Annotated in this window: 23 protein-coding genes and 1 tRNA gene; 10 read left to right on the top strand and 14 right to left on the bottom strand. The window is 70.1% G+C overall.

The annotated features are described in order from the left end of the window. Nucleotides 1–30: 30 nt before the first annotated feature. The 3 genes from mshC to ACFJGV_RS01790 form a co-directional block, all read right to left on the bottom strand. A complete protein-coding gene (gene mshC / locus ACFJGV_RS01780) occupies nt 31–1,326 on the bottom strand; it encodes a cysteine--1-D-myo-inosityl 2-amino-2-deoxy-alpha-D-glucopyranoside ligase (protein ID WP_378146382.1) in 1,296 nt (431 codons plus the stop codon). A gap of 71 nt (nt 1,327–1,397) precedes the next feature. Then, nucleotides 1,398–2,252: an undecaprenyl-diphosphate phosphatase gene (locus tag ACFJGV_RS01785; RefSeq protein ID WP_378146384.1), complete on the bottom strand. Its 855-nt coding sequence runs from the start codon at nt 2,250–2,252 to the stop codon at nt 1,398–1,400. Between the two features lie 61 nt (nt 2,253–2,313). Next, nucleotides 2,314–3,624 carry a M20/M25/M40 family metallo-hydrolase gene (locus tag ACFJGV_RS01790; protein WP_378146386.1) on the bottom strand — a complete coding sequence of 437 codons (1,311 nt, stop codon included), beginning with the start codon at nt 3,622–3,624 and terminating at the stop codon, nt 2,314–2,316. Between the two features lie 93 nt (nt 3,625–3,717). Between ACFJGV_RS01790 and ACFJGV_RS01795 the strand changes: the two genes are divergently transcribed. Both ACFJGV_RS01795 and ACFJGV_RS01800 read left to right on the top strand, forming a co-directional pair. Next, a tRNA-Leu gene (locus tag ACFJGV_RS01795) sits at nt 3,718–3,802 on the top strand. A 137-nt stretch (nt 3,803–3,939) separates the two neighbouring features. After that, a complete protein-coding gene (locus ACFJGV_RS01800) occupies nt 3,940–4,461 on the top strand; it encodes a DUF1269 domain-containing protein (protein WP_378146388.1) in 522 nt (173 codons plus the stop codon). Nucleotides 4,462–4,569: 108 nt separating this feature from the next. Here ACFJGV_RS01800 and ACFJGV_RS01805 read toward each other — a convergent pair whose 3' ends face one another. Next, nucleotides 4,570–6,051, bottom strand: a complete 1,482-nt coding sequence (locus tag ACFJGV_RS01805) for a peptide MFS transporter (protein ID WP_378146390.1) — start codon at nt 6,049–6,051, stop codon at nt 4,570–4,572. Between the two features lie 142 nt (nt 6,052–6,193). Beyond that, the gene (locus ACFJGV_RS01810) at nt 6,194–8,029 is read right to left on the bottom strand and encodes a DEAD/DEAH box helicase (RefSeq protein WP_378146392.1); all 1,836 of its coding nucleotides are present in this window, start codon (nt 8,027–8,029) and stop codon (nt 6,194–6,196) included. Between the two features lie 152 nt (nt 8,030–8,181). Here ACFJGV_RS01810 and ACFJGV_RS01815 point away from each other — a divergent pair, with 152 nt between their 5' ends. Beyond that, nucleotides 8,182–8,985 (top strand): SGNH/GDSL hydrolase family protein, encoded by an 804-nt coding sequence (locus tag ACFJGV_RS01815; protein ID WP_378146394.1) that lies wholly within the window; start codon nt 8,182–8,184, stop codon nt 8,983–8,985. A gap of 94 nt (nt 8,986–9,079) precedes the next feature. Here ACFJGV_RS01815 and ACFJGV_RS01820 read toward each other — a convergent pair whose 3' ends face one another. The 4 genes from ACFJGV_RS01820 to ACFJGV_RS01835 all read right to left on the bottom strand — a co-directional run bounded on the left by ACFJGV_RS01820 (nt 9,080) and on the right by ACFJGV_RS01835 (nt 14,217). Further along, on the bottom strand, nt 9,080–10,339 hold the full coding sequence (locus ACFJGV_RS01820; protein WP_378146396.1) for a D-alanyl-D-alanine carboxypeptidase family protein: 1,260 nt from the start codon (nt 10,337–10,339) through the stop codon (nt 9,080–9,082). A 78-nt stretch (nt 10,340–10,417) separates the two neighbouring features. After that, nucleotides 10,418–11,680: a D-alanyl-D-alanine carboxypeptidase family protein gene (locus tag ACFJGV_RS01825; protein ID WP_378146397.1), complete on the bottom strand. Its 1,263-nt coding sequence runs from the start codon at nt 11,678–11,680 to the stop codon at nt 10,418–10,420. 52 nt (nt 11,681–11,732) lie between these two features. After that, on the bottom strand, nt 11,733–13,274 hold the full coding sequence (locus ACFJGV_RS01830; protein WP_378146399.1) for an APC family permease: 1,542 nt from the start codon (nt 13,272–13,274) through the stop codon (nt 11,733–11,735). A 124-nt stretch (nt 13,275–13,398) separates the two neighbouring features. Next, on the bottom strand, nt 13,399–14,217 hold the full coding sequence (locus ACFJGV_RS01835) for a TrmH family RNA methyltransferase (protein ID WP_378146400.1): 819 nt from the start codon (nt 14,215–14,217) through the stop codon (nt 13,399–13,401). A gap of 88 nt (nt 14,218–14,305) precedes the next feature. Here ACFJGV_RS01835 and ACFJGV_RS01840 point away from each other — a divergent pair, with 88 nt between their 5' ends. Both ACFJGV_RS01840 and ACFJGV_RS01845 read left to right on the top strand, forming a co-directional pair. Further along, nucleotides 14,306–15,157 (top strand): Sir2 family NAD-dependent protein deacetylase, encoded by an 852-nt coding sequence (locus ACFJGV_RS01840; protein WP_378146402.1) that lies wholly within the window; start codon nt 14,306–14,308, stop codon nt 15,155–15,157. A 73-nt stretch (nt 15,158–15,230) separates the two neighbouring features. Beyond that, nucleotides 15,231–15,857, top strand: a complete 627-nt coding sequence (locus tag ACFJGV_RS01845) for a histidine phosphatase family protein (protein ID WP_378146403.1) — start codon at nt 15,231–15,233, stop codon at nt 15,855–15,857. Here ACFJGV_RS01845 and ACFJGV_RS01850 read toward each other — a convergent pair. Both ACFJGV_RS01850 and ACFJGV_RS01855 read right to left on the bottom strand, forming a co-directional pair. Further along, entirely contained in the window at nt 15,784–16,875 is a 1,092-nt protein-coding gene (locus ACFJGV_RS01850) for a glycosyltransferase family 4 protein (RefSeq protein WP_378146404.1), read from the bottom strand. The genes ACFJGV_RS01845 and ACFJGV_RS01850 overlap by 74 nt on opposite strands. Further along, nucleotides 16,872–17,831 carry an alpha/beta fold hydrolase gene (locus ACFJGV_RS01855; protein ID WP_378146406.1) on the bottom strand — a complete coding sequence of 320 codons (960 nt, stop codon included), beginning with the start codon at nt 17,829–17,831 and terminating at the stop codon, nt 16,872–16,874. The genes ACFJGV_RS01850 and ACFJGV_RS01855 overlap by 4 nt, the downstream gene beginning before the upstream one ends. 160 nt (nt 17,832–17,991) lie before the next feature. On the opposite strand from ACFJGV_RS01855, the gene treS reads away from it, so the two are divergent. From treS to ACFJGV_RS01870, 3 genes are read left to right on the top strand one after another with little or no spacing between them, the layout of a single operon-like run. Further along, the gene (gene treS, locus ACFJGV_RS01860) at nt 17,992–19,710 is read left to right on the top strand and encodes a maltose alpha-D-glucosyltransferase (protein ID WP_378146407.1); all 1,719 of its coding nucleotides are present in this window, start codon (nt 17,992–17,994) and stop codon (nt 19,708–19,710) included. A gap of 3 nt (nt 19,711–19,713) precedes the next feature. Continuing rightward, on the top strand, nt 19,714–20,454 hold the full coding sequence (locus ACFJGV_RS01865) for an exonuclease domain-containing protein (RefSeq protein WP_378146408.1): 741 nt from the start codon (nt 19,714–19,716) through the stop codon (nt 20,452–20,454). Nucleotides 20,455–20,461: 7 nt separating this feature from the next. After that, nucleotides 20,462–21,103, top strand: a complete 642-nt coding sequence (locus ACFJGV_RS01870) for a hypothetical protein (RefSeq protein WP_378146410.1) — start codon at nt 20,462–20,464, stop codon at nt 21,101–21,103. 589 nt (nt 21,104–21,692) lie between these two features. Here ACFJGV_RS01870 and ACFJGV_RS01875 read toward each other — a convergent pair. The 3 genes from ACFJGV_RS01875 to glgA form a co-directional block, all read right to left on the bottom strand. Beyond that, nucleotides 21,693–21,944 (bottom strand): type B 50S ribosomal protein L31, encoded by a 252-nt coding sequence (locus ACFJGV_RS01875; RefSeq protein ID WP_085019469.1) that lies wholly within the window; start codon nt 21,942–21,944, stop codon nt 21,693–21,695. A 208-nt stretch (nt 21,945–22,152) separates the two neighbouring features. Further along, the gene (locus ACFJGV_RS01880) at nt 22,153–22,935 is read right to left on the bottom strand and encodes an ABC transporter ATP-binding protein (protein WP_378146411.1); all 783 of its coding nucleotides are present in this window, start codon (nt 22,933–22,935) and stop codon (nt 22,153–22,155) included. Between the two features lie 110 nt (nt 22,936–23,045). Further along, a complete protein-coding gene (gene glgA / locus ACFJGV_RS01885; RefSeq protein ID WP_378146413.1) occupies nt 23,046–24,230 on the bottom strand; it encodes a glycogen synthase in 1,185 nt (394 codons plus the stop codon). A gap of 50 nt (nt 24,231–24,280) precedes the next feature. Between glgA and glgC the strand changes: the two genes are divergently transcribed. Continuing rightward, nucleotides 24,281–25,525: a glucose-1-phosphate adenylyltransferase gene (gene glgC / locus ACFJGV_RS01890; RefSeq protein ID WP_378146414.1), complete on the top strand. Its 1,245-nt coding sequence runs from the start codon at nt 24,281–24,283 to the stop codon at nt 25,523–25,525. Then, nucleotides 25,522–26,154, top strand: a complete 633-nt coding sequence (gene serB, locus ACFJGV_RS01895) for a phosphoserine phosphatase SerB (RefSeq protein WP_378146416.1) — start codon at nt 25,522–25,524, stop codon at nt 26,152–26,154. Before glgC ends, serB begins: the two co-directional genes overlap by 4 nt. Nucleotides 26,155–26,399: the final 245 nt, after the last annotated feature.

Here is a 26,399-nt window from a genome sequence, read left to right on the forward strand (position 1 = left end):
GCAGTGTGGCGGAACCGGCCCGCGACGGGGCTAGAGGCGGATGCCCAGGAGGGCGTCGAGGATCTCCGCCGCCAGGGCGCGGGCACGGGGAGTGCGCGGCACCGAGAACCAGGCGTCGAACTCCGCGAGGGCGGAGGGGGTGTCGAGGTCGTCGCGCAGGTGTGTGCGCACGCGCGAGCGGAGCACGGCGGCGTCGGCTTCGTCGGTGTCGTCCGCGACCTCGCCGCTGAGGGCGTCGTCGTCGAGCGTGGGCGAGGTGCGCCAGCGCGCGAGGCGCTCCGCGGCGGCGACCTCGTCGCCGTCGAACCACTCCCAGTCGTCGCGGTAGTGGTGCGACAGCACGGCGAGACGGATGGCGGACGCCTCGACGCCCGCGGCCCGCAGTCGCGAGACCAGCACGAGGTTGCCGAGCGACTTGCTCATCTTCTCGCCCTGGTAGGCGACCAGCCCGCCATGGGCGTTGATCTCGGCGAACCGGCCGCCGGCGATCCCGGTGGCGTGAGCGGCGCTGAACTCGTGGTGCGGGAAGACCAGGTCTCCGCCGCCGCCCTGCACGGTGAGCGGATGCGCGAGCGAGTCGAGCGCGATCACCGCGCACTCGATGTGCCAGCCGGGTCGCCCTCGGCCGACCACGGAGTCCCACGACGGCTCGCCCTCTCGAGCCGCACGCCACAGCAGCGGGTCGAGCGGGTCGCGCTTGCCCGCACGGTCGGGGTCGCCGCCGCGCTGGCGCGAGAGCACCTCCATCTCGGGGCGTTCGAGGTCGCTCTCGGAGCCCAGCGTCCATCCGGTGGTGGTCTCGGCCGCGGCGATGTCGAAGTAGAGGTCCTCGGCGCCCGGCACCTCGGCGTCGGGCGTGGGCACCGCGTACGCCAGCCCTCGGTCGCGCAGGGTGGCCACGCCGTCGGCGATCTCGTCGATCCGCTCGGTGACGGCGACGTACGAGTCGGGCGGGATCACCCGGAGCGCCGCCATGTCGGTGCGGAACAGCTCCACCTGCTCCGCGGCCAGTTCGCGCCAGTCGACCTCGGTCGCCGCCGCCCGCTCGAGCAGGGGGTCGTCGACGTCGGTGATGTTCTGCGTGTACCGGACCTCGAGCCCGGCGTCGAGCCAGGTGCGGACGAGGGTGTCGAACGCGAGGTACGTGGTCGCGTGCCCGATGTGGGTGGCGTCGTAGGGCGTGATGCCGCAGACGTACAGGTCGGCGCGCCCATCGCGCCCGGGCGCCTCGACGAGTCCGCGCGTGGCGTCGTCGTGCAGGTGCACGGCGGGCTCGGCGTCGGAGGCGGGCAGCTTCGGGATCTCGGGTCGCGACCAGGAACGCACCGGATCAGCCTAGCCGCGCCCGAGGGCCGCAACAGCCGCAGTCACTGCCGGCCGAGGCCGCGGCCTCGTGCTCAGGCTCGGATGAGTCCGAGCCCCAGCAGCACGAAGAGCAGCAGGCCGAGCGCGACTCGGTAGATCACGAATGGCAGGAAGCTGCGCTTGGAGATGTAGCTCATGAAGAACGCGATCACGACGAAGCCGACGACGAACGCGATCAGTGTCGCAACGGCAGTCTCCACGGGACCGAACACCTCGGGCACGCAGCCGGTCGAGGGATCGACGCAGGCGTCGGTGAGGCCCTTGTAGAGCTGGTAGAGGCCACTGAGGAACACCGCCGGGATGGCGAGGAGGAACGCGTACCGGGCGGCCGCGCGGCGCTCGTAGCCCATGAAGAGCCCGGCGGTGATCGTGCCGCCGGAGCGGGAGACGCCCGGGATGAGCGCGAGCGCCTGGGCCCCGCCGTAGATCAGCGAGTCGCCCACGTTCAGGTCGCGGAGGCGGCGCTTCTTGGCGCCCACCGCATCCGCCACCCCGAGGAGGACGCCGAAGACGATGAGCATCGTGGCGACCACCCAGAGCGAGCGGAAGACCGTCTCGATCTGGTCCTGGAACAGCAGGCCGAGCACACCGATCGGCACGCTGCCGAGGATGATGAACCAGCCCAGCTTGGCGTTCGGGTCGTTGCGCGGGATGCGCCCGAAGAGCGACTTGAACCAGTTGCCGATGATGCGCGTGACGTCGCGCCAGAAGTAGATCAGCACGGCCGTCTCGGTGCCGAGCTGTGTGATCGCGGTGAATCGAGCGCCCGGGTCGGCGCCCGTGCCGAGGAACTCCCCGACGATGCGCAGGTGCGCGCTGGAGGAGACGGGGAGGAACTCGGTCAGTCCTTGGACGAATCCGAGGATGACGGCGTTGAGAAGGTCCATGGCTCCCTAGGTGCCGGGCCGGCGCAGAGAGCGGACCGGCGGAGACGGGGCGGGGGCGCGATCAGTAGCGCAGGAGGAGGTCCGTCAGGACGTCCGTGCCAAACACTAGCGCGTCGAGGGGCACGCGCTCGTCCACGCCGTGGAACATCGCCGGGAAGTCGAGGTCGGCCGGGAGCCGCAGCGGCGCGAATCCGAATCCGCGGATCCCGAGCTCGGACAGCGCCTTGTTGTCGGTGCCTCCGGAGAGCAGGTACGGCAACACCTCCGAGCCCGGATCGTGCCGCTGGAGGCTCGCCACCATCGCGTCGACGAGGGGCCCGTCGAACGTCGTCTCGAGCCCGATGTCGCGGTGCGAGACCACGATCTCGACGTCGTCGCCGATGAGCTCGCGGATGCGGGCGAGCACCTCGTCCTCGTGCCCCGGCAGCACACGCACGTCGATCATCGCCTCGGCGCGGTCCGGGATCACGTTGTGCTTGTACCCCGCCGTCAGCCCTGTGGGGTTCGTCGTGGTCCGCAGGGTGGCCGAGATGAAGCGGGAGGCGGTGCCGGTGGCGATGGCGACGGCCTCTGGGCCGACGGCCTGGAGATCCTCCCCGAGGAGCTCGGCGACCCGCTCGAGCAGCTGCTCGGTGGTGGCCGTGAGATGCAGCGGCCACTCCTGCTCCCCCAGCGTCGCGACGGCGCGGGCGAGCCGGGTGACCGCGTTCTCGCGGTTGATCTGCGAGCCGTGACCGGCCGTGCCGCGCGCGACGAGCTTCAACCAGAGCAGCGCCTTCTCCCCCGTCTGCACGAGGTACGCGCGCTGACCGCGCAGGTCGACGGAGTATCCGCCCACCTCGCTGATCGCCTCGGTCGCGCCCGCGAACAGCTCCGGGTGCTCGTCGACCAGGAAGTGCGAGCCGAACACCCCGCCGTTCTCCTCGTCGGCGAAGAACGCCACGACGAGGTCGCGCTCGGGCTGCCGGCCCGACGAGAGGATGCGGTCGAGCGAGGCGACGATCATCGCATCCATGTTCTTCATGTCGACAGCGCCGCGGCCCCAGAGCATGCCGTCGCGCACGACGCCGCCGAACGGGTCGACCGACCAGTCCTCCGCCATCGCGGGCACCACGTCGGTGTGCCCGTGAACGACGAGGGCGGGCTTCGAGGGATCGCGGCCCGGCACCCGAGTGACGATGCTCGTGCGCCCGGGGGCGGCGTCGAACGACTGCACGCTGAGCCCCAGCCGTTCGAGGTGCGCGGCCAGGTACTCGGCCGCGGCGGTCTCTCCGTTCGACCGCCCCTCACCGAAGTTGGAGGTGTCGAAGCGGATGAGATCCCGGGCGATCCGGGCGGTCGGTTCGAGGAGGTCGTCGGCGGGCTCGGTCATGCGTCCACGCTACTGCGGGATGTGGTCGGAACCCCGCTCCGAGTCGTGCTATCGTCTATTCCTGGCCGGGAGAGATCCCCGGCCGCGACACTCGTCCGGGTGGCGGAAATGGCAGACGCGCTAGCTTGAGGTGCTAGTGCCCGTATAGGGCGTGGGGGTTCAAGTCCCCCCTCGGACACACTCGAAGAGGCTCGACCAGACGGTCGGGCCTCTTCGCTTTTCGCTCGGAGTCCTTCGGCCTTCTTCCCGTCTGCCTTCGGGCGCTATTCTCTCGACCGATGGGGTTGTCCCATCGCAGAGCAGAGGGGACGGCACATGGCCGATCTGATTGTCATCGCGTTCGACACCGAGAACGACGCCGAGGGTGCGTACGAGAAGGTCCAGGAGCTCCAGGGCGACCTCATCGTCCAGCTCGCCGGCCTCGCCCTGGTCAAGGTCGACCAGGAGGGCAAGACGCACGTCTCGTACCCCGGCGGCGTGGGCAACGTGGGCCTCGGTGCGGCCGGCGGCGCGCTGTTCGGCGCGCTCATCGGGATCATCTTCTTCGTGCCGTTCATCGGCCTCGTCTTCGGCGGGCTGTTCGGCGCGCTGTTCGCCGGTCTCGACCGTACGGGGCTGAACGCCGAGTTCCGTTCGCAGGTGAAGGACTCCGTCTCGGCGGGCAAGTCGGCCGTCGTGCTCTACGCGACCAAGCTCACCGAGGACAAGTTCGCGGCCGCGCTGGCGCCCTTCCACGGCACCGTCATCAAGACCTCGCTCTCGGCCGAGGACGAGAAGACGCTCATCCACGACCTCGGCGGCACCGAGTCGGCGCCCGCCGCTCCCGCCCAGGCCTGATCGGCGCCCTCACCCTGAGGTGACGCCCTGACCTCGGCACCGGATGCCCGGAAGCCCCGCCCCTACGGCGGGGCTTCCGCTGTCTCGGTGCTGAGATGACGCGCTCTCCTACTTCACGCCGCTCATGAGCTTGCGCACCCACGGTGTGGCGATGATGAGCGCGACACCCACCGCGATGGCGACGATGCCGGAGATCCCGAAGTAGGGCACCTGCTCACCCGGCGTGCCGGTGCCGTAGAAGGTGGCAAGCTGGCCCGACAGGGCCGTGCCGAGGGCCACCGAGAGGTAGAACAGCGCGACCATCTGCGTCCGGAACGCCCGGGGAGCGAGCTTCGTCGACAGCGACAGCCCGACCGGCGAGAGCAGCAGCTCGGCCACGGTGAACACCAGCAGGATGCCGGCCAGAGCGAGCAGCGGCGTGCCGTTCTGACCCGAGTTCGCGAACGGCAGGAAGAGCAGGAACGCGACGCCCATGATGACGACGGCGGCACCGAACTTGTAGGGGGTCGCGGGCTGCCGATCGCCCAGCTTGGTCCAGATCGCTGCGAACACACCCGACAGGATGATGATGAAGATCGGATTGATCGACTGCACCCACGCCGGAGGGACGTCGAACCCGAACACGTCGAGGTCGGTCTGGTTGTCGGCGTAGAACGGGATCACGGTGAACTGCTGCTGGTAGAGCGCCCAGAACGCCACCGAGGTCAGGAACATCGGTATGAACGACAGCACCCGGCGGCGCTCGGTGTGGTCGGTACGCGAGCTCGTCAGGATCACGATGAAGTACGCGATCGCGGCCGCCGCCGTCACCACGACCACGGCGAGCGCGATCGTGCCGTCGTTGAGCACACCCAGCAGCACGAGCGCCACCACGACGATCACCGTCACGACGGCGATGCCGAGCATCAGCAGCCGGCCGCGCAGACCCAGCGGGTTCGGCACCTCCCGTGCCGTGTCGGGCAGGCTCCGGCGTCCGATGGCGTATTGGGTGAGTCCGATCGCCATGCCGAGGGCCGCCGCTCCGAACGCGTAGTGGAAGCCGAGCGAGGTCTGCAGCGCGCCGGTGAGGAGGGGACCGAGGAAGGCGCCCAGGTTGATGCCGAGGTAGAACAGCGAGAACCCGGCGTCGCGATTGGGGTCCTTCTCCTCGTAGAGGGTGCCCACGATGGCGGTCGAGTTCGCCTTGATCCCGCCCGAGCCCACCGCGATGAGCAGCAGACCGACGATCACACCCGAGAAGCCGGGCAGCACGGCGAGGGCGATGTGCCCCAGCATGACGACGATCGCGCTGTAGAACAGCACCCGCTCCGAGCCCAGGATGCGGTCGGCGAGCCAGGCGCCCAGCACCGTGGCGAGGTAGACGGCTCCACCGTACGCGCCGAGGATGCTCGCGCCGGTGGTCTGCGGCAGGCCGAGCCCGCCCTCCGAGACCGAGTAGACGAGGTAGAAGGCGAGGACGGCCTGCATGCCGTAGTACGAGAACCGCTCCCACATCTCGACACCGAAGATGTGCACCAGCGACCAGGGCTGCCCGAAGAAGGTGCGCTCGCGGCGCACGGGTGCGCCGGCGTCCGGCGTCGATGTCGTCATGGGTCTCATAGTGGCAGACGGGCCGCCGTCGGCCGGGACTCCGAGACGCCCCCGAATGGGGCGACGCGCAGGTCACGCCTGGGCCTGGGCCCGGGTGTGCGCGGTCGCGCGTGGGCCTGGGCGTGGGTGTGCGCGCGAGCGCTCAGCTCGAGCGGGTGCCGCCGAGCCACTTCCGCACGGTGACGATGCGCGACTGCAGCTGCGTGACGCTGGCCTGCGCCACGGCCGGCCCACCGCAGAGGCGGCGGAGCTCGGCGTGGATCAGGCCGTGCGGCTCGCCCGACGTCTTCGACCAGAGTCCGACGAGGCTGTTGAGCAGGCTCCTCTGCTCCTTGATGTCGCGGTAGAGCGGCGCGGGGACGGCGCCCTCGTGCCGTTCGTCCTGGGGCGGGAGCTCGCCCTCGACCCGGCGCCCCTTCTGTCGCTTGGCCTGACGCGCGGCGCGGTGCTGAAGCAGCTCCTTCACCTGCTCGGGCTCGAGGAGGCCGGGGATGCCGATGAAGTCGAGCTCCTCCTCGCTGCCGACCATGGCCTCGAAGCCGTACTCGCCGCCCTCGTAGACCACGCGGTCGAAGGTCGCCTCCGAGCCCATCGGCTGGAAGGAGAACTCCTCGGTGAGCGTCTCGGACGCGCGGTCCTCGCGCTCGGCGGCCGCCATCATGGCGTCCTCCGGGTTGTAGAGGTCACCCTCCTGCGATCCGTCGTCGCGGCGGTCGAGGGCGTGGTCGCGCTGCAGCTCCATCGACGAGGCGAGCGCCATCAGCGCGGGCACGTTCGGGAGGAAGACCGACGCGGTCTCGCCGCGGCGCCGAGCACGCACGAAGCGGCCGATCGCCTGCGCGAAGAACAGCGGCGTCGAGGCGCTCGTGGCGTACACTCCGACGGCCAGTCGCGGCACGTCGACACCCTCCGACACCATGCGCACGGCCACCATCCACCGGCTCGTCCCGGCCGAGAACGTCTCGATGCGCTCCGACGCCTCGTCCTCGTCGGAGAGGACGACGGTGGGCATCTCGCCGGTGAGCCCGTGCAGGATCGCGGCGTAGGCCCGCGCGGTGGTCTGATCGGTCGCGATCACCAGGCCGCCCGCATCCGGGACATGCTGCCGCACCTCGCTCAGCCGGCGGTCGGCGGCGCCCAGCACCTGGGGGATCCACTCCCCCGCCGGATCGAGAGCCGTGCGCCAGGCCTGGGAGGTGATGTCCTTGGTGTTGCCCTCGCCGAGCCGGGCCTCCATCTCGTCGCCGACCTTGGTGCGCCAGCGCATGTGGCCGGCGTAGACCATGAACAGCACCGGGCGCACCACGCCGTCGGCGAGCGCGCGGCCGTATCCGTAGTCGTAGTCGGTGCGCGAGACCCGGATGCCGTGCTCGTCGGGCAGGTAGTCGACGAACGGGATGGGGGCCGTGTCGGAACGGAAGGGCGTGCCGGTGAGGGAGAGTCGGCGCTTGGCTGGCTCGAACGCCTCGCGCACCGCATCGCCCCAGCTGAGCGCGTCGCCGCCGTGGTGCACCTCGTCGAGGATGACGAGCGTGTCGGCGCCCTGCACCAGCTCGCGGTGGAGCGCCGCCCGGATGGCCACCTGCGCGTAGGTGATCGCGATGCCGTGGTAGTGCCGGGCGAACCGCGACTCGCTGTTCTTGAAGAACGGGTTGAGGCGGATGCCGACCCGGCCCGCCGCATCCGCCCACTGCTTCTTGAGGTGCTCGGTGGGGGCGACGACGATGATGCGGTCGACCGTGCGGCGGTGGAGCAGCTCGGAGGCGAGCCGCAGCGCGAAGGTCGTCTTGCCTGCGCCGGGGGTCGCGGCGGCGAGGAAGTCGCGCGGCTCCTTGTCGAAGTAGGCGGTGAGCGCCTCCTCCTGCCAGGCCCGGAGCTTGCCCGCCGTGCCCCAGGGGGCACGCGCCGGGAAGCTCGGCGAGAGGTGTCCTGCGGCACTCGTCCCCGGAGCGGGTTCGAAGAGCGGCAGGTTCGTCACGACGTACGAGGTTACCCCGCCCCGCTGACGCTCGTGACGCTCACCACCGGTGCCCCCGAGACTCGCGCGGAGAACTCGTTCACGTTCGTCAAGGATCGTCGCAGGGGGCGGGCGTAGGGTGGATGGGTTCCGAGGGAAGGGAATGGGGACCGATGGCGGAGGATCAGGCGGCAACGCATCCGTGGCGGCGCTACGTGGCGCTCGGCGACTCTTTCACCGAGGGCATCGGCGATCCCGAGCCGCTGAGCCCCGGCGGTCACCGCGGCTGGGCCGACCGGGTGGCCGAGGTGCTGGCCGAGAAGGCCGACGGCGAGTTCTCCTACGCCAACCTGGCCATCCGCGGCCGGTTGCTGCAGCAGATCGTCGACGAGCAGATCGAGCCCGCGCTCGAGCTGAAGCCCGACCTCATCTCCATCTCCGCCGGCGGCAACGACATCATCCGCCCCGGCACCGATCCCGACGACATCGCCGCCCGCTTCGAGGCGGGGATCCGGCGGCTCACGTCCGACGGGGCGACCGTGGTGATCTTCACCGGGATGGACACAGGATGGTCGCCGGTGTTCCGCGGCATCCGCGGCAAGGTGGCGATCTACAACGAGAACCTGCGGGTCATCGCCGACCGCTACGGGCTCGTCGTGGCCGACCAGTGGGGCCTCAAGGAGATCCAGGATCCCCGGATGTGGTCGGAGGACCGCCTGCACCCGAACCCTCTCGGGCACCACGAGGTCGCCCGCATGGTGCTCGCGGCGCTCAACGTCCCCAACGAGCTGCAGAAGGGCGAGCCCGAGCCGCTGCCGGTGCGCAGCTGGCGTCAGGCGCGCAGCGAGGACCTCGTCTGGGCTCGGGTGCACCTCGTGCCGTGGGTCATCCGGAGGCTCACGCACCGCTCGTCCGGAGACAACATCACGGCCAAGCGCCCCATCCCCGAGCCGATGGTCCGGGGCACGGCGGACTGATCCCGCGGATCGTCTCTCGGCGCGGCCGGCTCAGTGCGGCCGGCTCGGCGCGGTCGGCTCAGCCGAGCAGCGCGGCCGGCTCAGTTCGGTCGGCTCAGCCGAGCAGCGCGGCCGGATGCGTCATCCGCCACCACAGGTCGGGCCCGTCGAGGTCGCCCGCCAGCGTGAGCGGCACGGTGAGCTCGTCGTCGCCCCCGAACGAGAGCCCGCCGTCGAGCGTGTAGCGCGCCGTGCCGACGGTGTCGCCGGACTTCCCCGTGGCGAGCCCCTCGTCGAGCTCCGCGGAGCGGGTCGCGGTGACCTGCGACCACACCGACGCCGAGAGACCCGCGCTCGCGACCACGTCGGCCGACGCTCCCCACTCGGTGGTGTACTCCCCCACTACGGCACCCTGGTCGACGATGTCGAGCTGCTGGAAACCGGCCTCGGCGCTGCTCAGCAGCGCGAGGACGGACGCGTAGAGCGTGTCCTCGTCCGGCGCGCCGAGCACGACGCCGACGAGCTCGCGGGTCTCGCCGTCGGGGGCGGTGTACGGGGCCGCGAAGAGGAGGCACCGTCCGGCCTCGTCGGTGGTGCCGGTCTTGATCCCGTTGACGCCCAGCTGCCCCAGCGCGCGGTTGGTGTTCTGGATCTCGCCGATCTGCGGCAGCACGTCGGTCGCGGTGCCGACGATCTGGGCCAGGATGGGATCCGCCAGGGCGAGTGCGCCGAGGCGCAGAAGATCGGAGGTGCTGCTGCGGCTGCCGGGGTCGAGCCCTGACGAGTCGACGACGGCGGTGCTCGACAGTCCCTGATCGGCCAGCCACGTCTCGGCGGCGTCGAGATACGCCGGCACCGATCCGAAGGCCCAGTCGACGAGGGTGACGCTGTAGTTGTTGGCCGACTCGAGCATCATCACCTCGATGACCTGCCGCTCGCTGAGGGTCTGGCCGGGGAAGACGGGAGCCCAGGAACCCTGGACCGCGATGGTGTCGGCCAGGATCTGCGCGTCCGCCTGGGTGATCGTGATGGCCGGGCCGTCCTCACCGAGGGCGAGCGGATGCGCGTCGAGCACGACCAAGGCTGTGATCGTCTTCGTGATGCTGGCGATCGGCACCGACGCGTCGTCGCCGCTCGACCCGAGCACCTGATCGCTGCCCGTGATCGAGATCGCGCTGCGCCCGGCCTGCGGGGTCGCGAGGGCGGTCTCCGGGGTCGACGGCGCCGGATCGGCGGAGACCGTCAGAGCGGCCGCCGGGAGCGGGGCCAGCCCCACGGCGGGGACGTAGAGGCCGAGGATGACGAGCACCCCGAGGATGCTCCCGACGAGGATGCGCCGTCGCCGGTAGACGGTGGGCGAGGCGGGGCGGGACACCCGACGGAGTCTAGTGGAGCACCACGCGCGAACCCGCCCGGAAGGCTGTCGGGGCGGGACCGTCCGTGGGCCTCCTGGTCACAGGGTTGGCCCGACCCCCAGGAGTTCGAGCGGATGCGTCAGTCTCCACCAGAGGCCGGGGCCGGTCAGGTCCGCCCCGAGGACGATCGGGATCGACGTGTCACCGTCCGCGATCGCTCCTCCATCCAGATCGAATCGCAGCGTCCCGACCTCGGCGCCCGACTCTGCCGCACCGACACCACGGATCTCGAGGGTGCGTGCGACGTCGTCGCCCGACAACGCCGCGATCGAGAGGTCCGCCGACGCGACGACGTCGGCTGTCGTGCCCCACGCCGTCGTGTACCGGGCGACAGGATCGCCCTCCCCCACGACGTTGACGGCCTGCAGCCCCGAGCGCGCGCTCGCGAGCAGCGCGTGAACCGATCCGTAGAGGGACGCGTCGTCCGGAGCCCCGAGCACGACCCCGACCAGCTCCGCGGGCGTACCCCCGAGACCTCTGTAGGGGGCAGAGAAGAGCAGGCACCAGCCGGCCTCGTCCGTCGTGCCCGTCTTGATGCCGTCGACGGCCAGCGTGCCGAGCGTCCGATTCGTGTTCTGGATCTCGCCTATCGACGCGATGACATCGGTCTTCGTGCCGACCAGCTCTCGGAGCAACGGATCGGCGAGCACCATCGAGCCGAGTCGAAGCAGATCTGAGGTCGAGCTCCGGTTGCCGGGGTCGAGTCCGAACGGGTCGACGACCGTCGTGTCCGACAGCCCCTTCTCTCGGAGCCACCGGTTCGCTTCGTCGACATAGGCGTCGAGGGAGCCGAACGCCCAGTTCGTCAGCGTGATGCTGTAGTTGCTGGCCGATTCGAGCAACATGATCTCCAGGACCTCGCGCTCGTCGAGTACATCACCGGGCCGCACCGGCGCCCAGGACCCGCCGCGGGCGATCGTGTCGTCGAGGATCCGCGCATCCGTCTCGGTCATGACGATGTCGGGACCCGTCTCTCCCGCGGCGATCGGATGCGCGTCGAGGACGACCAGTGCCGTGACGGTCTTCGTGATGCTGGCCATCGGCACCGCGTCGTCGCCCCCGGTCGACCCGAGCGGTTCGTCTGCACCGACGAGCCCGATCGCGCTGTGTCCCGCTGCCGGAGCGACCAGAGGCGCCGGCGGGTCGAACCGCGGGCGGGCCTCACTCAGGGAGACCGTAGCGGCGGGCGGCGGGGCGAAGGCGCAGCCGAGGACGTAGATGATCGTCGCAGCGAGCAGAACCCGGATCGCCGCGGTGGCGATCCGGCGGGTCGAGGGTGGGCGTGCGACGTTCCACTTCACCCCGGGAGGGTAGCAGACGGTGAGGGAAGCTCGAAGAACGAGCGGAGCCGGCCTACATCAGCCCGCCGTCGACCGAGCGCACGACCGGGACCTCCTCGTCGGGCACGAGGACGGCGGTGTCGCGGTTGAGGCTCTCGCCCCGGAAGAACGGCTTCGAGCCCGGGAAGAAGAACCAGACGACCATGAGCACGACGCCCAGGGCGAGCGCGCCCACGCCGATCACGAAGACCCCGCCGATGCCGAACAGCATCGTGCTGCCGTAGTCGGTGGCGAACATGTCGATCGCCGACTGCACGAAGGCGGCCACGAGCATCACGCCGCCGAGGAGGGGGAAGAGACCCTTCCACACGAAGTTCCGACCGCTGGTGAAGATCTCCTTCCGGAAGTACCAGATGCACGCGAAGCTCGTGATCGAGTAGTAGAAGGCGATCGCCAGGCCGATCGAGAGGATGGTGTCCTGCAGCACGCTGTCGCTGATGATGGTCATGCCCACGTAGAAGGCGATGGCGACCACGCTCATGAAGACGGTCGAGAACACCGGGGTGCCGAACTTCGGGTGCACCCGTCCGAAGCGCTCGGGCAGTGCCCGGTACACCGCCATCGACAGGGTGCCGCGGGCAGTGGGGAGGATCGTGGTCTGCGTCGACGAGATCGCCGAGACGGCCACCGCGATGACGAGCAGCCAGGCCCACGGCCCGAAGATCGCGTCCTTCAGCGCGAGGAACACGTCCTCGGCGTTGTCGGCGTTCATGAGACCGAGGCCCGACTCGCCGAGCCCCGCGTACGACATCGCGGCGACCGTCACGCCCACGTAGGTGACGAGCAGGATGACGGTCGACAGCAGCGCGGCCCGGCCCGGGGTGCGCGTCGGATCCTTCGTCTCCTCGTTGAGCGCGAGGCAGGTGTCCCAGCCCCAGTAGATGAAGAGGCAGAGCAGGATCGCCTCGGTGAAGCCGTGGACCGACTCGAACGCGAACGGGTTGAACCACGACGCCTCGGGCAGGCTCGCCCCTTCGGGGGCGGTGCCCGCGATCACGTTCCAGAACGCGATCACCACGAACAGGATGAGCGCGATGTACTGGACGGCGAGCAGCACGTTCTGCAGGCGCTCTCCGATCTGCAGACCTCGCACGCTGATCACCGTCATGATCGCGATGAACACCGCACCCGTGGCGGTGACGATGACCTCGTTCTCATAGAGGTCGGGATTGCCGGTGAGCTGCCAGAGGTACGAGCTGCCGATCTGGGCGAGATTGGCGAGCACGATGATGCCCGCGACAGCGACACCCCAGCCCGCCATCCACCCCACCCAGGGTCCGAACGCCTTCGTGCCCCAGGTGAACGCGGTGCCGCAGTCAGGCACCGCGCGGTTCAGCTCGCGGTAGGCGGAGGCGGTGAGGAACATCGGGATGAACGCCAGCGCCATCGCGATCGGCGCCTGCGCGCCGACGGCGAGCACGACGAAGCCCATGGTGGCCGCGAGCGAGTAGACGGGCGCGGTGGACGCCAGACCGATGACCGTCGAGCCGAAGAGTCCGAGGCTCCCCGCCTTGAGGCCCTTGCCCTCCCCGGGGGCCGCTCCTGTCCCTGCCATGGCTTGACTCACGTGCGTCCTCCCTCGGATCGGTGAGCCGAGCATAGCGGCGCGCCGCCGACCGCGGGAGTCCCGTCGTCCGCGCGCCCCGCGGTGCCCACGCACCGGCAGGACGCGCTCGCCGTCAGTCGGCCTGCCGGGCGGTGGTCAACGCGTAGAGGGCCACCGCGCTCGCGGCGGCGACGTTGAGGGAGTCGACCCCGTGCAGCATCGGGATCTCCACGTGCACGTCGGCGGCGGCCAGCGCGCGCCGGCTCAGTCCGTCCCCCTCGGTGCCCATCACGACGGCCACGCGGTCGGGTGCGGTCGCGGCGAACGCCGGAAGCGGCACCGCGTCGTCGCTCAGCGCGAGCGCGGCGATCGTGAAGCCGAGCTCGTGCAGCATCGGCCCGGCCTCCCGCCACTCGCCGATGCGCGTCCAGGGCACCTGGAGCACGGTGCCCATGCTGACCCGCACGCTCCGGCGGTAGAGCGGATCGGCGCAGCGGGGCGAGATGAGGACGGCATCGGCGCCGAGACCCGCCGCCGACCGGAACGCCGCGCCCACGTTGGTGTGGTCGACGATGTCCTCGAGCACGACGACCAGGCGTGCGTCGCGCAGCAGCTCACGCGCATCCGGAAGCACCGGCCGGTGCATCGAGGCCAGGGCGCCGCGGTGCATCTGGAAGCCCGTGAGCTCGGTGAGCAGGGCGTCGTCGGCGACGAACGCGGGGACGTCGGGGAAGCGCTCGAGCACGCCCTGGAGGTCGGGCAGCCAGCGCTCCTGCAGCAGCAGCGCGCGAGGGACGTGGCCGGCGTCGACGGCCCGCTCGATGACCTTCGACGACTCAGCCAGGTACAGGCCGCCCTCGGGCTCGAGCAGACGCCGCATGGCGACGTCGGTGAGGCCCGCGAAGTCGGCGAGCTCGGGCCGGTCGAGCGAGTCGATGCGGAGGACGGGCATCCCCCCACTCTGCCAGCGCGCGTGACATCGGCGAAAACCGACGGACCTAGAATCGAGAGGAGTGCAGGACTGCGATCGCGGAGGTGGCATGGAGCTGGTCGACGATCCGGCGGCGCCCGAGACCGACGTGCTCATCGAGCAGGCGGTCGACGTGCTGCGCGGGGCCCGGATCGCCGTGCTCACCGGGGCGGGCATGAGCACCGACTCGGGCATCCCCGACTACCGCGGCGAAGGCGCTCCGAAGCGCAACCCGATGACGTTCGACCAGTTCCGCTCGAGCGAGTCGTTCCGCAAGCGCTACTGGGCCGGAAGCCACGTCGGGTGGCGGATGTTCGACGCGTCCGCGCCGAATCGCGGCCACCGCGTGCTCGCTGAGCTCGAGGCCGCGGGCGTCGTGTCGGGCATCGTCACGCAGAACGTCGACGGTCTCCACGCTCGGGCCGGCACGCGCCGCCTCGTCGACCTCCACGGATCGGTCGACCGCGTGCGCTGCCTCCAGTGCGGCCAGATGTTCGCGCGGGTCGACATCGCCCACCGCATGGAGGAGGAGAACCCGGGCCTCGAGCGCCCCGAGTTCGTGCAGCTCAACCCCGACGGCGATGCCGAGGTCGCCGACTTCGACTCCTTCCGCATCCCCGCCTGCACCGTCTGCGGCGGCGTCCTCAAGCCGGACGTGGTGTTCTTCGGCGAGTTCGTGCCCGTCGAGAAGTTCGCCGAGGCCCGCGCGATGGTGAACGCGTCGGATGCGCTGCTCATCGCGGGCTCGTCGCTGGTGGTGAACTCCGGCATCCGCCTCCTGGAGCAGGCCCGCCGCCGGCGCCTCCCGATCGTCATCATCAACCGGGGGCTCACCAAGGGCGATCGCCGTGCGGTGGTGAAGATCGACGCGGGCACCACCGAGACGCTCGAGGCGATCGCGACGGCGCTGCGCGGGTCATAGGCGGCAGGCGATCGGGTCCGGTCGATCATGACCCGGCGCATCCGGGTCGGGCTGGATCCGTAGACTGGCGGTGATGACGACCTTCACCTTCGTGCGCCACGGCGAGACCGACTGGAACGCCCAGCGACGCATCCAGGGCGTGACCGACATCCCGCTCAACGACACCGGACGCGCGCAGGCGCGCGGCACGGCCGAGGCACTGGCGGTGCGCGAGTGGGACGGCATCGTCGCGAGCCCGCTCAGCCGCGCTCGCGAGACGGCCGAGATCATCGCCGCCCGCCTCGGGCTCGGTGAACCCGAGATCGAACCCGACCTGCGCGAGCGCGCGTACGGCGAGGTCGAGGGGCTCGATCACGACCAGATCGTGGCCCGCTTCCCGGATCCGCTTCAGCCCGTGCCCGGTCGCGAGCGGCGCTCCGACGTGGTCGCCCGAGTGCTGCCCGCGCTCGGACGACTGGCCGAGGAGCACCCGGGGCAGTCGTGGATCGTGGTGTGCCACGGCGGGGTGATCGGATCGCTCGTGCGCTACATCACCGAGAAGGCGCTGCCGCAGCAGGGGCAGCTCATCGCGAACGGCTCGGCGCACGACTTCGTCGTCGAGGACGGGTCGGTCTCGATGTCGGAGTTCAACGGCTCCGCGCTCGACGAGTCAGTTCGCCGGCGAGCCCCGCTATCGCTCGAGCTGACTCTGCCCAGCTGAACCGCTCGGCCTGCTCGCGCCCCAGCGCGCTACGGCGACGCCACTCCGCCGGGTCCTCCAGCGAGCGGATGCGCTCGGCGAAGGCCGCAGGATCGGTGGCCGGCGCATAGAGCGCAGCCTCTCCCCGGATCTCCTCGAAGACCGGGATGTCGCTCACCACGACCGGGGTGCCGTATCCCATCGACTCCACCAACGGGATGCCGAAGCCCTCGTCGAGCGACGCCGTGACGAGCGCCGTGCAGCGGCGGAGCAGCTCGTGGTACTCCTCGTCGCTCACCCCGCGATGGAACTCGAGCGTGGCTCGCGGAGCGGCCTCGCGGAGGCGCTGCTCGTCGGCGGGCGTCGACCTGCTGAGCAGATGCAGCGTGTAGCCGGGCAGCAGCTCCGCGGCGCGAGCGAGGGTCTCGACGTTCTTGTAGGGCATGAACGAGCCCATGTAGACGATCGAGCGCGCCGCGGCCTGGGCGTCGGGGTCGGAGGCGACGGCGGAGCGCTCCGGCAGGTCGGCCGCGTTGCGCGCGACGACCACCGGCCGCTTCGTCAGCCGGTGCTGCTCGATCAACCCCTCGGTGGTGTGCGAGACCGTGACCACGGCGTCGCCGCCGTTCAGCAGCACCCGCTGCGGCCACCAGGCCTTGTGGTACAGCCGCCAGAGCACCCGGACGAAGCCGGGCAGGTCGTGCGGCGGCTCGGGGTTGGAGTAGTAGATGAGGTCGTGCACCGTCAACGCCACCTTGTAGCGTCGGAGCGCCGTGCCCATCGTCTGCATCGGGGTGATGACGACATCGGGGCGCAGCCGGTTCACCTGCAGCGCCACCAGGGGCTCGAGCACGCTCGTGGGCCCTGAGATGCGGCGCCAGCGCAGGCCCGCCGGCAGCATCTCGAGCTGGCGCTCGTCGCTGATGAGGACGACGAGGTCGACGAGGTGCCGCAGCTCCCCCACCACCCCGGCCGTGTAGCGGCTGATGCCGTCGTGGCGCCCGATGCGGACGTACCGGCAGTCGTAGACGACCCTCATGAGGTGGCGACGCCGCTCTCGGCGAGGCCCTCAGCGGACCGTCCGCCGTGGGCATCGAGCCGCGCCAGGAACGAGCGGATCGCCCGCGCCGCCTCGATCGGACGCTCGTAGTGGATGAGATGACCCACCCCGTGCAGCACCACGAGCTCGGCGTCGGGGATGGTCGCAGCCACCGCGTACTCCGCCTCGATGGGCGTGATGTCGTCGCGATCGGCGGCGATCATCAGCGTGGGCACGGCGATCCGGTCGGCGTATTCGCTCACGTCATGGCCGACGGACGCACGGAAGGCGTCGAGCACGACCGTGCGATTCGCGAAGGCGCTGAAGTAGCGGTCGTGCTGGTCGTGGATCCAGCTGCGCAGCGCGCGATCCTTCGTCTTCGCCATCGTCTCGCTCATCACCCGCACGATGAGCGGGTTGGCCAGCAGCGCGAAGCCGGCACGCTCGGGAAGCGCGGCGGCGATCTGGTAGTAGACGATCGCGCCCCGCGTCATCACCCCGCGGGGCCCCTTGAGCGCGGGAGCGGCGATGGGGTTGATGAGCACGGCCGCATCGACGTCGAGCCCCTCCGCCAGCGCCGCCGACACCACGATGGAGCCGAACGAGTGGCCCACGATGACGAAGCGACGGTCGCGACCGACTTCGTCGCGCATCCGCCGCGTCAGCTCGTGGAGCCAGGCCGCGTAGCCGGCGATGTCGTGCTCGCCCTCCACGAGCGGCGTCGAGACGCCGAAGCCGGGCAGGTCGGGGCTGAGGATGCGCAGACCCTCCAGCTGCACGACCACCGGCTCGAGGCCGTGGTGCTCACCGCGGTAGCCGTGGACGACGAGGAGGACGGTGTCGCTGTCGGGATCGCCGTACTCCCACAGGTGGGTCTCGCTGCCCTGGACCGTGAGCACGCGCTCCGTCGCGGGCATGCGGGCACTGCGGGCTGCGTAGGGCGAGGCGATCGACATCGGGACCAGCTTAGAGGCGCTCCTGGGCATGACCCTGGAAGCCCTCACGTCATGCTGGAAGCCCGCGCGAGCATCCGTTGCCGTTGCGGTCCACAGGGATATCGTGAAGATGGTCGTCCGCCCTCGCGTCCGAGCCCCGCCTCTCCCCGATAGGAGCCCCGTGAGCTTCACCGCCCCCATCCAGGCCCCCGGTCTCACACTCGACACCCAGTGGTATCGACGGGCGGTGTTCTACGAGGTGATGGTGAGGTCGTTCGTCGACTCGAACGGCGACGGCTTCGGCGACATCGCCGGTCTCATCTCGAAGCTCGACTACCTGCAGTGGCTGGGTGTCGACGCGCTCTGGCTGCCCCCGTTCTTCATGTCGCCGCTGCGCGACGGCGGCTACGACGTCTCGGACTTCAAGGCGGTGCTGCCCGAGTACGGCACGGTCGAGGAGTTCCGCGACCTCGTCACGAAGGCGCACGAGCGCAACATGCGCATCGTCATCGACTTCCCGCTCAACCACACCTCCGACCAGCACGAGTGGTTCCAGCAGTCGCGCGAAGACCCCGAGGGCCCGTACGGCGACTTCTACGTCTGGAGCGACACCGACGAGAAGTGGGAGAACATCCGCATCATCTTCGTCGACACCGAGGAGTCGAACTGGACGTTCGACCCGGTGCGGCGGCAGTTCTTCTGGCACCGCTTCTTCTCGCACCAGCCCGACCTCAACTTCGAGAACCCGGCCGTGCACGAGGCGATCTTCGACACGGTGCGGTTCTGGCTCGACATGGGTGTCGACGGCATCCGCCTCGACGCCATCCCCTACCTCTACGAGTCGGACGAGGGCAACGGCGAGGGCGAGCCGCCCACCCACGACTTCATCGTGAAGCTGCGGGCGATGGTCGATCGCGACTACCCCGGTCGCATCCTCATCGCCGAGGCGAACCAGTGGCCGCGCGAGGTGGCCGCCTTCTTCGGCAGCGAGGAGGAGCCCGAGTGCCACATGGCGTTCGACTTCCCGGTGATGCCGCGCATCTACTACTCCCTCCGCTCGCAGAAGGCCGACGAGCTGGTGCGCATCCTCTCCGAGACCACCGACATCCCGCCGGGCGCGGCGTGGGGCACCTTCCTCCGCAACCACGACGAGCTCACGCTCGAGATGGTGAGCGAGGAGTACCGGCAGGCGATGTACGGCTGGTACGCCTACGACCCGCGGATGCGGTCGAACATCGGCATCCGGCGTCGCCTCGCACCCCTCCTCGACAACTCGCGCGCCGAGCTCGAGCTCGTGCACGCACTGCTGTTCGCGCTGCCCGGGAGCCCGTTCCTCTACTACGGCGACGAGATCGGGATGGGCGACAACATCTGGCTGCCCGACCGCGACTCCTCGCGCACGCCCATGCAGTGGACCCCCGACCGCAACGCGGGCTTCTCGACCGCCGACCCCGGCAAGCTGTTCCTCCCCGTCGTGCAGTCGCTCGTGTTCAACTACACGCTCGTCAACGTCGAGAGCCAGCTGGCGCAGTCGCGGTCGTTGCTGCACTGGGTCCGCAACGTCGTGCATGTGCGCAAGGCGCATCCGGCGTTCGGGCTCGGCTCGCTGCGCGTGCTCGAGAGCACGAACGAGTCGGTGCTGTCGTTCGTGCGCTCCTACGAGGGCTCCGACGACGTGCTCGGCGACCAGCCCGAGGACGTGCTCTGCGTCTTCAACTTCTCGCACAACCCCGTCTCCACCACGATCACCGCGCCCGAGTACGCGGGATGCCGGCTGTACGACCTGTTCGGGCACGCCGAGTTCCCCGCTTTCGACGACGACGGCGTGGTGCACCTGACGTTCGGCACGCAGGCCTTCTACTGGTTGCATGTGTCGAAACCCGACGAACGCATGCGGTGACTCGTGACGCTCGAGGCCACTCGAGCGACACTCCCGATCTGGGCCACCCGGCTCGCGGTCTTCGACCTGGAGACCACCGGCATCGACGTCGAGACGTCGCGCATCGTGACGGCCAACGTGTCGATGCTCGACGAGCGCGGACAGGTCGTCGACCGGCATGACTGGATCGCCGATCCCGGCGTCGAGATCCCCGAGGGCGCCACGGCGGTCCACGGCATCACGACGGCGCAGGCCCGGGCGGTCGGCCGACGAGCAGCCGAGGTCGTCGACGAGGTCGTCTTCACGCTGCGCTCGATGCTCGCCGACTCGTACGCCGTGGTCGTCTACAACGCGCCCTACGACTTCACGCTCCTCGACCGCGAGTGCCTCCGCCACGGCATCCGTCCGCTCGGCGAGCCGGGCGCGGTCGTCGACCCGCTCGTCATCGACCGCCGGGTCGACCGGTACCGCAAGGGCAAGCGCACCCTCACCGCCGCCTCCGACCACTACGGAGTGACCCTCACGGAGGCGCACAACGCCGGCGCCGACGCCATCGCGGCGGGGCGCGTGGCGCTCGCCCTGGCGGAGCGCTACGCCGACGACCTCGCCTTCGACGCCGCTGCGCTCCACCGCGCGCAGGTCGACTGGCACGACGAGCAGTGCGCGTCGTTCGAGGACTACATGCGTCGCGCCCGCGATCCGCACTTCGTCGCTCGCCGCGGGTGGCCGCTCATCCCTGTGCCCGCGCACCCCACGCTGTTCTGAGGGCGGCGTGACGGTCTCGTTCACGGCCGACCGCGCCATGGTCGAGACCAGGCGCGCGGCGGCCGCGCGCGGCATCCGCCGGTTCGGGATCTCCGGCGCGCTCGTGCTCCTCCTGTCGCCGCTCCTCATCCTCGCGGGCTGGATCGGCATTCCGCTGGGCGTCTTCGCCCTGGGCTACGTCGTCGTGGCGGCGGTGATCGTGGTGCAGAACGTCGGTCGTCATCGGAGGCTCGGGAGAGCGCTCGCCCGCGGCCCGTTCGTCGCGGTCGGCCCGGAGGGGTTCCTCTACGACGGTGTCGACCACCCGTGGCCGACCATCCGCGCTCTGCTCCTCCTCGACATGCGGCACCAGCGTGTGCTCGTCCCGGGGCCGGTGGGGGCCGCACAGCGGACCGCGCTCGGCACGGGAGCCGCGACACTCGGGTACATCGTCGCGTTCGCCGAAGACACCGAGGCGGTCGAGATCGACAACGCGCTCTCCTATGCCGACGCCGATGCGTTCGAGCTGGCGGTCCGCACCGAGACGGCGGCCGCCGGCATCCCGCTCGACATCGCGACGAGCACGAAGGAGTCGGCCGACTGGGGCCTCAAGGTCGGCCTCGCGATGTCGGAGCTCCGTAAGGCCCGCCGCCGCTCCCGCCGTCGCTGAGGTATGCTCAGTCGATGTGGCGTGTGACGGCGGCAGGTGATCTGGTCGCCGACTATCTTGAGGGTGTCGTGTACAAGTTCGGGACAGCTGTACTTGATGGAGTACTCGCAAGGTCCTCGGTCTGTATCGTGGTGGCAACACCTTCACGCGCTCGACTGGCGGTGCAACGACCAGCTGATTCTCGATGGCGTTCTCCTTGAGGAGACGAACACTGAGTGGACTGTGAGGGGTGGCGAGGCGTCCTCTCATGGCTCGATAGGTTGGCTGTCCGGGTATCGCGCTGCCGCTCCCGACCGTCCCGAGTGGGTGCTGGTGACGCTGTGGGGAAACCCCTTCGTCGCGCTGAGCTTGTCGGGCGACCGATTCGACGCACTGACTACGAGCCGGGTCAAGTGGAGCGCGCCGCTCGCGAGGCCTCACCAAGCGACCTTGAGCGTCATCTCGACATGATCGGCCCCGTCTGCACGCTCAGACCAGGAGGATCCACCTGTCGCCTCGTGGGGTCTGACGAGCCGGGACGCCTCGCAAAACCACGAAGCGCCCCCGCGGTGTGCGGAGGCGCTTCGGGCTGTGAGCGTTCGGGAAGTGACTACTTGCCGAAGTTCTTGTAGCGCGAGTTGAACTTCTCGACGCGGCCGGCCGAGTCGAGGATGCGCTGCTTGCCCGTGTAGAACGGGTGCGACTCGGACGAGATCTCGACGTCGATGACGGGGTAGGTGTTGCCGTCCTCCCACTCGATCGTCTTCTCGCCGGTCACGGTGGAGCGGGTCAGGAAGGTCGCGCCGGACGCGAGGTCGCGGAACACGACGGGGGCGTAGTCGGGGTGGATGTCAGTCTTCATCGGGGATCCTCAGGTGTGGTCTGGCTGGCGGGGGCGTTCCGGCTGGCCAGGATGTGTCTGGCGGGCTGCGAGGGCCCGTCGCGGCATCGGAGCCGTCGGGCGAACCAACACACGATCCTACCAGGCCCGCTCCGATCTGGCGAGCGGACGCGGCGGTCGGACCGAGGCGGTCGAGCCGGGCGGTGGGGTCGACGGGCGGGGCCGGGCCTCAGGCGGCGCGGGCGGTGTAGCGCCCGTCCTCCTCGGTCACGGTGATGGGCAGGCCGAAGACCTCGGTGAGGTTCTCGGACGTGATGGTCTCGCGGAGGCCGCCGCTCGTCACGACTCCCCCGCGAGCCAGCAGAAGCGCGTGGGTGAACCCGATCGGGATCTCCTCCACGTGGTGCGTGACCATCACGATGGCCGGAGCCTCGGGAGACTGGGCGTAGCCGCCGAGGAGCTGCAGCAGCTCCTCGCGGGCGCCGAGGTCGAGCGAGGCGGCGGGCTCGTCGAGGAGCAGCAGCTCGGGATCGGTCATGACCGACCGGGCGATCTGCACCCGCTTCTGCTCGCCGTCGCTGAGCGACCCGAACGCGCGGTCGCTGAGGTGGTCGAGGCGCCACTCGGCCAGCACGCGCTGGGCGCGGCGGAGGTCGATGTCCTCGTAGGTCTCGTTCCAGCGGCCGGTGACCGAGTAGGCGGCGGTGAGCACCACATCGAGCACCGTCTCGTCGCCGGGGAAGCGGCGCGCCATCGCACTCGACGCGAAGCCGACGCGCGGACGCAGCTCGAAGAGGTCGACCTCGCCGAGGCGACCGTCGAGCACCTGAACGCTGCCGCTCGAGGGGTGGCTCATCGCCGCGGCGATCTGGAGCAGGGTGGTCTTCCCGGCGCCGTTCGGACCGAGCACCACCCAGCGCTGATCGCCGTCGACCCGCCAGGTCAGATCGTTCAGGATGCGGTTGTCGCCGCGGACGACGGTGACGTCTTCGAGGTCGAGCACATCAGGCATGCCCTCAAGCCTAGCCGTGCGCCGCGGGGGTCGAGGGCCGGTCGGAGGGGGTGCCGCCTGGGAGTTCGGCCTGTGCGGAACGCGGTGCGGGCGCAGCCTGCTGGGTCGGCTCAGGCGATGAGCGAGCGGTAGATCGCCGCGGTCTGGTCGGCGATCGTCGACCAGCTGAACTCCGCCTCCGCACGGGCGCGGCCGGCCAGGCCCATTTTCCTCGCCGACTCGGGATCCGAGACCACGCGGGTCAACGCATCCGCCATGTCGGCGACGAAGCGCTCGGGGTCGAGCGGGGTGCCCGTCCCGTCCTGCTCCTGCTCGATCGGGACGAGCACGCCCGTCACGCCGTCGACGACTACCTCCGGGATGCCGCCGGTCGCCGTGCCCACGACAGGCAGCTCGCACGCCATGGCCTCGAGGTTGACGATGCCGAGCGGCTCGTACACCGAGGGGCAGACGAAGACGGTCGCGGCGGTGAGCACCGCGGCCAGCTGGGGCTGCGGGAGTATCTCCTCGATCCAGATGATGCCCGTCCGCGTCTCCTGCAGCGCGCGCACGGCGTTCGTCACCTCGGCCATGATCTCGGGGGTGTCGGGCGCGCCGGCGCAGAGCACGACCTGCACCTCAGCTGGCAGGCGGTCGATGGCGCGGAGCAGGTACGGCAGCCCCTTCTGCCGCGTGATCCGGCCGACGAACACGACGGTCGGTCGATCGGCGTCGATGCCGTGCCGTGCCAGGACCTCGGCGTCGTCGACGGGACGCCACTTCTCGAGGTCGATCCCGTTGTACACGACCGAGACCTTCGCCTCGTCGAGCGCCGGGTACGAGCGGAGGATGTCGCGGCGCATGCCGCCGCTGACGGCGATCACGTGGTCGGCCGACTCGTACGACTCGCGCTCGATCCACGACGACACGCGGTACCCGCCGCCGAGCTGCTCGGCCTTCCACGGCCGCAGCGGCTCGAGGGAGTGCGCCGTCACGACGTGCGGCACGCCGTGGAGCAGCTGTGCCAGGCGACCGGCCGCGTTGGCGTACCAGGTGTGCGAGTGCACGAGGTCGGTGCCCTCGACCGCCTGGGCGATCTGCAGGTCGACGCCGAGCGTCTCGAGGCTGCCGTTCGCCCCCGCCAGCTCGGTGGGAGTGCGGTACGCGAAAACGCCGGGCTCGTCGCGCGGTTCGCCGAAGCAGCGGACCGCCACGTCCATCCTCTCGCGCAGCTCCTTCACGAGCTCGGTGACGTGCACCCCTGCACCCCCGTAGATCGCGGGCGGATACTCCTTGGTCAGCACGTCGACTCGCATACTCCGAACGTTAGTACGCCGGTGTACACCACACCATTAGGGTGGGTCTCATGGCAGCATCGAAGAAGATCTTCGGCATCGTCCTCGCGGGTGGCGAAGGGAAGCGGCTGATGCCCCTCACCGCCGACCGGGCCAAGCCGGGAGTGCCGTTCGGCGGCGGTTACCGTCTCATCGACTTCGCGCTGTCGAACCTCGTCAACTCGGGGCTGCGGCAGATCGTGGTGCTCACGCAGTACAAGTCGCACAGCCTCGACCGTCACGTGTCGCAGACCTGGAAGCTCGACGGCCTGCTGGGCTCCTACGTGGCCTCGGTGCCCGCGCAGCAGCGCCTCGGCAAGCGGTGGTTCAGCGGATCGGCCGACGCCATCCTGCAGAGCCTCAACCTCATCCGCGACGAGGACCCCGACATCGTGGTCGTGGTCGGCGCCGACCACGTGTACCGGATGGACTTCAGCCAGATGATCGAGGCCCACATCGAGTCGGGCGCCGGCGCGACGGTGGCGGCCATCCGTCAGCCGATCTCGCTCGCTGACCAGTTCGGCGTGATCCAGCTCTCCGACTCCGACCCGCGCCGGATCTCCGAGTTCCTCGAGAAGCCGAAGGACCCGATGGGGCTCGCCGACTCCCCCGGCGAGGTGCTCGCCTCGATGGGCAACTACGTCTTCGACGCCGACCAGCTGATCGAGGCTGTCATCCGCGACGGGGAGCGGCCCGAGTCGAACCACGACATGGGCGGCGACATCATCCCCGACTTCGTGTCTCGCCAGAACGCCGCCGTGTACGACCTCAGTCGCAACGACGTGCCCGGATCGACCGATCGCGACCGCTACTACTGGCGCGACGTGGGGACGATCGAGTCGTTCTTCGACGCGCACCAGGACCTCATCTCCGCGTTGCCGGTGTTCAACCTGTACAACAACGAGTGGCCCATCTACACGCAGCAGCTCAACTCGCCGCCCGCGAAGTTCGTGCGCGACGCGAAGGGCAACCCGGGCATGACCGTCGAGTCGATCGTGTCGCTCGGCTGCCTCATCTCGGGCGCCCGCGTCGAGCGCAGCGTCCTGGGTCCCTGGTGCACCGTCGACTCGGGCGCGCTGGTCGAGAACTCGGTGTTCTTCGACCGCGTCCACGTCGAACCGGATGCCGTCATCCGCCGCGCTATCCTGGACAAGAACGTCGTCGTGTCCGCCGGGGCGCAGATCGGCGTCGATCCCGAGCGCGACCGTGAACGGGGTTTCACGGTCACCGAGTCCGGCATCACCGTGGTCGGAAAGGGAGTTCGCGTCGTCCCATGACCCTCGTCGTCCTCGATGTCGACTCGACCCTGATCGAGAACGAGGTGATCGAGCTCCTCGCCGAGGCGGCGGGCTCCCTCGATGAGGTGGCGGCCATCACCCACCGCGCCATGAGCGGCGAGATCGACTTCGCAGAGAGCCTGCACGAGCGTGTCGCCACCCTCGCTGGTCTGCCCGTGTCGTGCCTGGCCGAGATCGGCGAGCGCATCACCATCACCGCCGGGGTGCCCGAGCTCGTCGCCGGCGTGCACTCGCTCGGCGGGCGGATCGGCGTGGTGTCGGGTGGATTCCACGAGCTCGTCGACCCCATCGGTGAGGCGCTGGGGCTCGACCACTGGCAGGCGAACCGCCTCGAGGTCGCCGACGGGACGCTCACCGGCCGCGTCACCGGCCCCATCGTCGACGCCGAGGCGAAGGCGGCGGCGCTCCGCGCCTGGGCCGCCGACTCGGGCACGCCCCTATCGCGTACCATCGCCGTGGGCGACGGAGCGAACGATCTCCGCATGATGGACGAGGCGGGCCTCGCCGTCGCCTTCTGCGCGAAGCCCCTCGTGCGCGCCCACGCCGACGTCTGCCTCGACACCCGCGACCTCGCCCAGCTCCTCCCGCTCCTGGGCCTCCGCGCCTGATCTCCCCCGCCCGCCGCGGGCGCGCGCGACGTCGTGGTGCGTGCTGCGTCGCTACAGCACCGATTCCTCGACACCCCGGCGCTATGTGGCGGACTCGGGTGGAATCGGTGTCGAGGTGACGGTCGTACGGCTCTGGCAGAGAGTTCGCCCGTTCCTGCACCGACGACCCAGAGCCGACGTTCTCCACAGAACTGGCTGAGGCGACCCTGATACTGCCCGGTCTCGGCGACGCTGGCCGGATGGAT

This window comes from Cnuibacter sp. UC19_7, from assembly GCF_042699995.1.
Lineage (GTDB): Bacteria > Actinomycetota > Actinomycetes > Actinomycetales > Microbacteriaceae > Cnuibacter.

Bases quoted from the DNA above. Each gene is read 5' to 3' on its own strand.
- ACFJGV_RS01785 (WP_378146384.1), bottom strand. From the start codon at position 2,252: ATGGACCTTCTCAACGCCGTCATCCTCGGATTCGTCCAAGGACTGACC.
- ACFJGV_RS01790 (WP_378146386.1), bottom strand. From the start codon at position 3,624: ATGACCGAGCCCGCCGACGACCTCCTCGAACCGACCGCCCGGATCGCC.
- ACFJGV_RS01800 (WP_378146388.1), top strand. From the start codon at position 3,940: ATGGCCGATCTGATTGTCATCGCGTTCGACACCGAGAACGACGCCGAG.
- ACFJGV_RS01805 (WP_378146390.1), bottom strand. From the start codon at position 6,051: ATGACGACATCGACGCCGGACGCCGGCGCACCCGTGCGCCGCGAGCGC.
- ACFJGV_RS01815 (WP_378146394.1), top strand. From the start codon at position 8,182: ATGGCGGAGGATCAGGCGGCAACGCATCCGTGGCGGCGCTACGTGGCG.
- ACFJGV_RS01830 (WP_378146399.1), bottom strand. From the start codon at position 13,274: ATGGCAGGGACAGGAGCGGCCCCCGGGGAGGGCAAGGGCCTCAAGGCG.
- ACFJGV_RS01835 (WP_378146400.1), bottom strand. From the start codon at position 14,217: ATGCCCGTCCTCCGCATCGACTCGCTCGACCGGCCCGAGCTCGCCGAC.
- ACFJGV_RS01840 (WP_378146402.1), top strand. From the start codon at position 14,306: ATGGAGCTGGTCGACGATCCGGCGGCGCCCGAGACCGACGTGCTCATC.
- ACFJGV_RS01845 (WP_378146403.1), top strand. From the start codon at position 15,231: ATGACGACCTTCACCTTCGTGCGCCACGGCGAGACCGACTGGAACGCC.
- ACFJGV_RS01850 (WP_378146404.1), bottom strand. From the start codon at position 16,875: ATGAGGGTCGTCTACGACTGCCGGTACGTCCGCATCGGGCGCCACGAC.
- ACFJGV_RS01855 (WP_378146406.1), bottom strand. From the start codon at position 17,831: ATGTCGATCGCCTCGCCCTACGCAGCCCGCAGTGCCCGCATGCCCGCG.
- ACFJGV_RS01875 (WP_085019469.1), bottom strand. From the start codon at position 21,944: ATGAAGACTGACATCCACCCCGACTACGCCCCCGTCGTGTTCCGCGAC.
- ACFJGV_RS01880 (WP_378146411.1), bottom strand. From the start codon at position 22,935: ATGCCTGATGTGCTCGACCTCGAAGACGTCACCGTCGTCCGCGGCGAC.
- glgA (WP_378146413.1), bottom strand. From the start codon at position 24,230: ATGCGAGTCGACGTGCTGACCAAGGAGTATCCGCCCGCGATCTACGGG.
- glgC (WP_378146414.1), top strand. From the start codon at position 24,281: ATGGCAGCATCGAAGAAGATCTTCGGCATCGTCCTCGCGGGTGGCGAA.
- serB (WP_378146416.1), top strand. From the start codon at position 25,522: ATGACCCTCGTCGTCCTCGATGTCGACTCGACCCTGATCGAGAACGAG.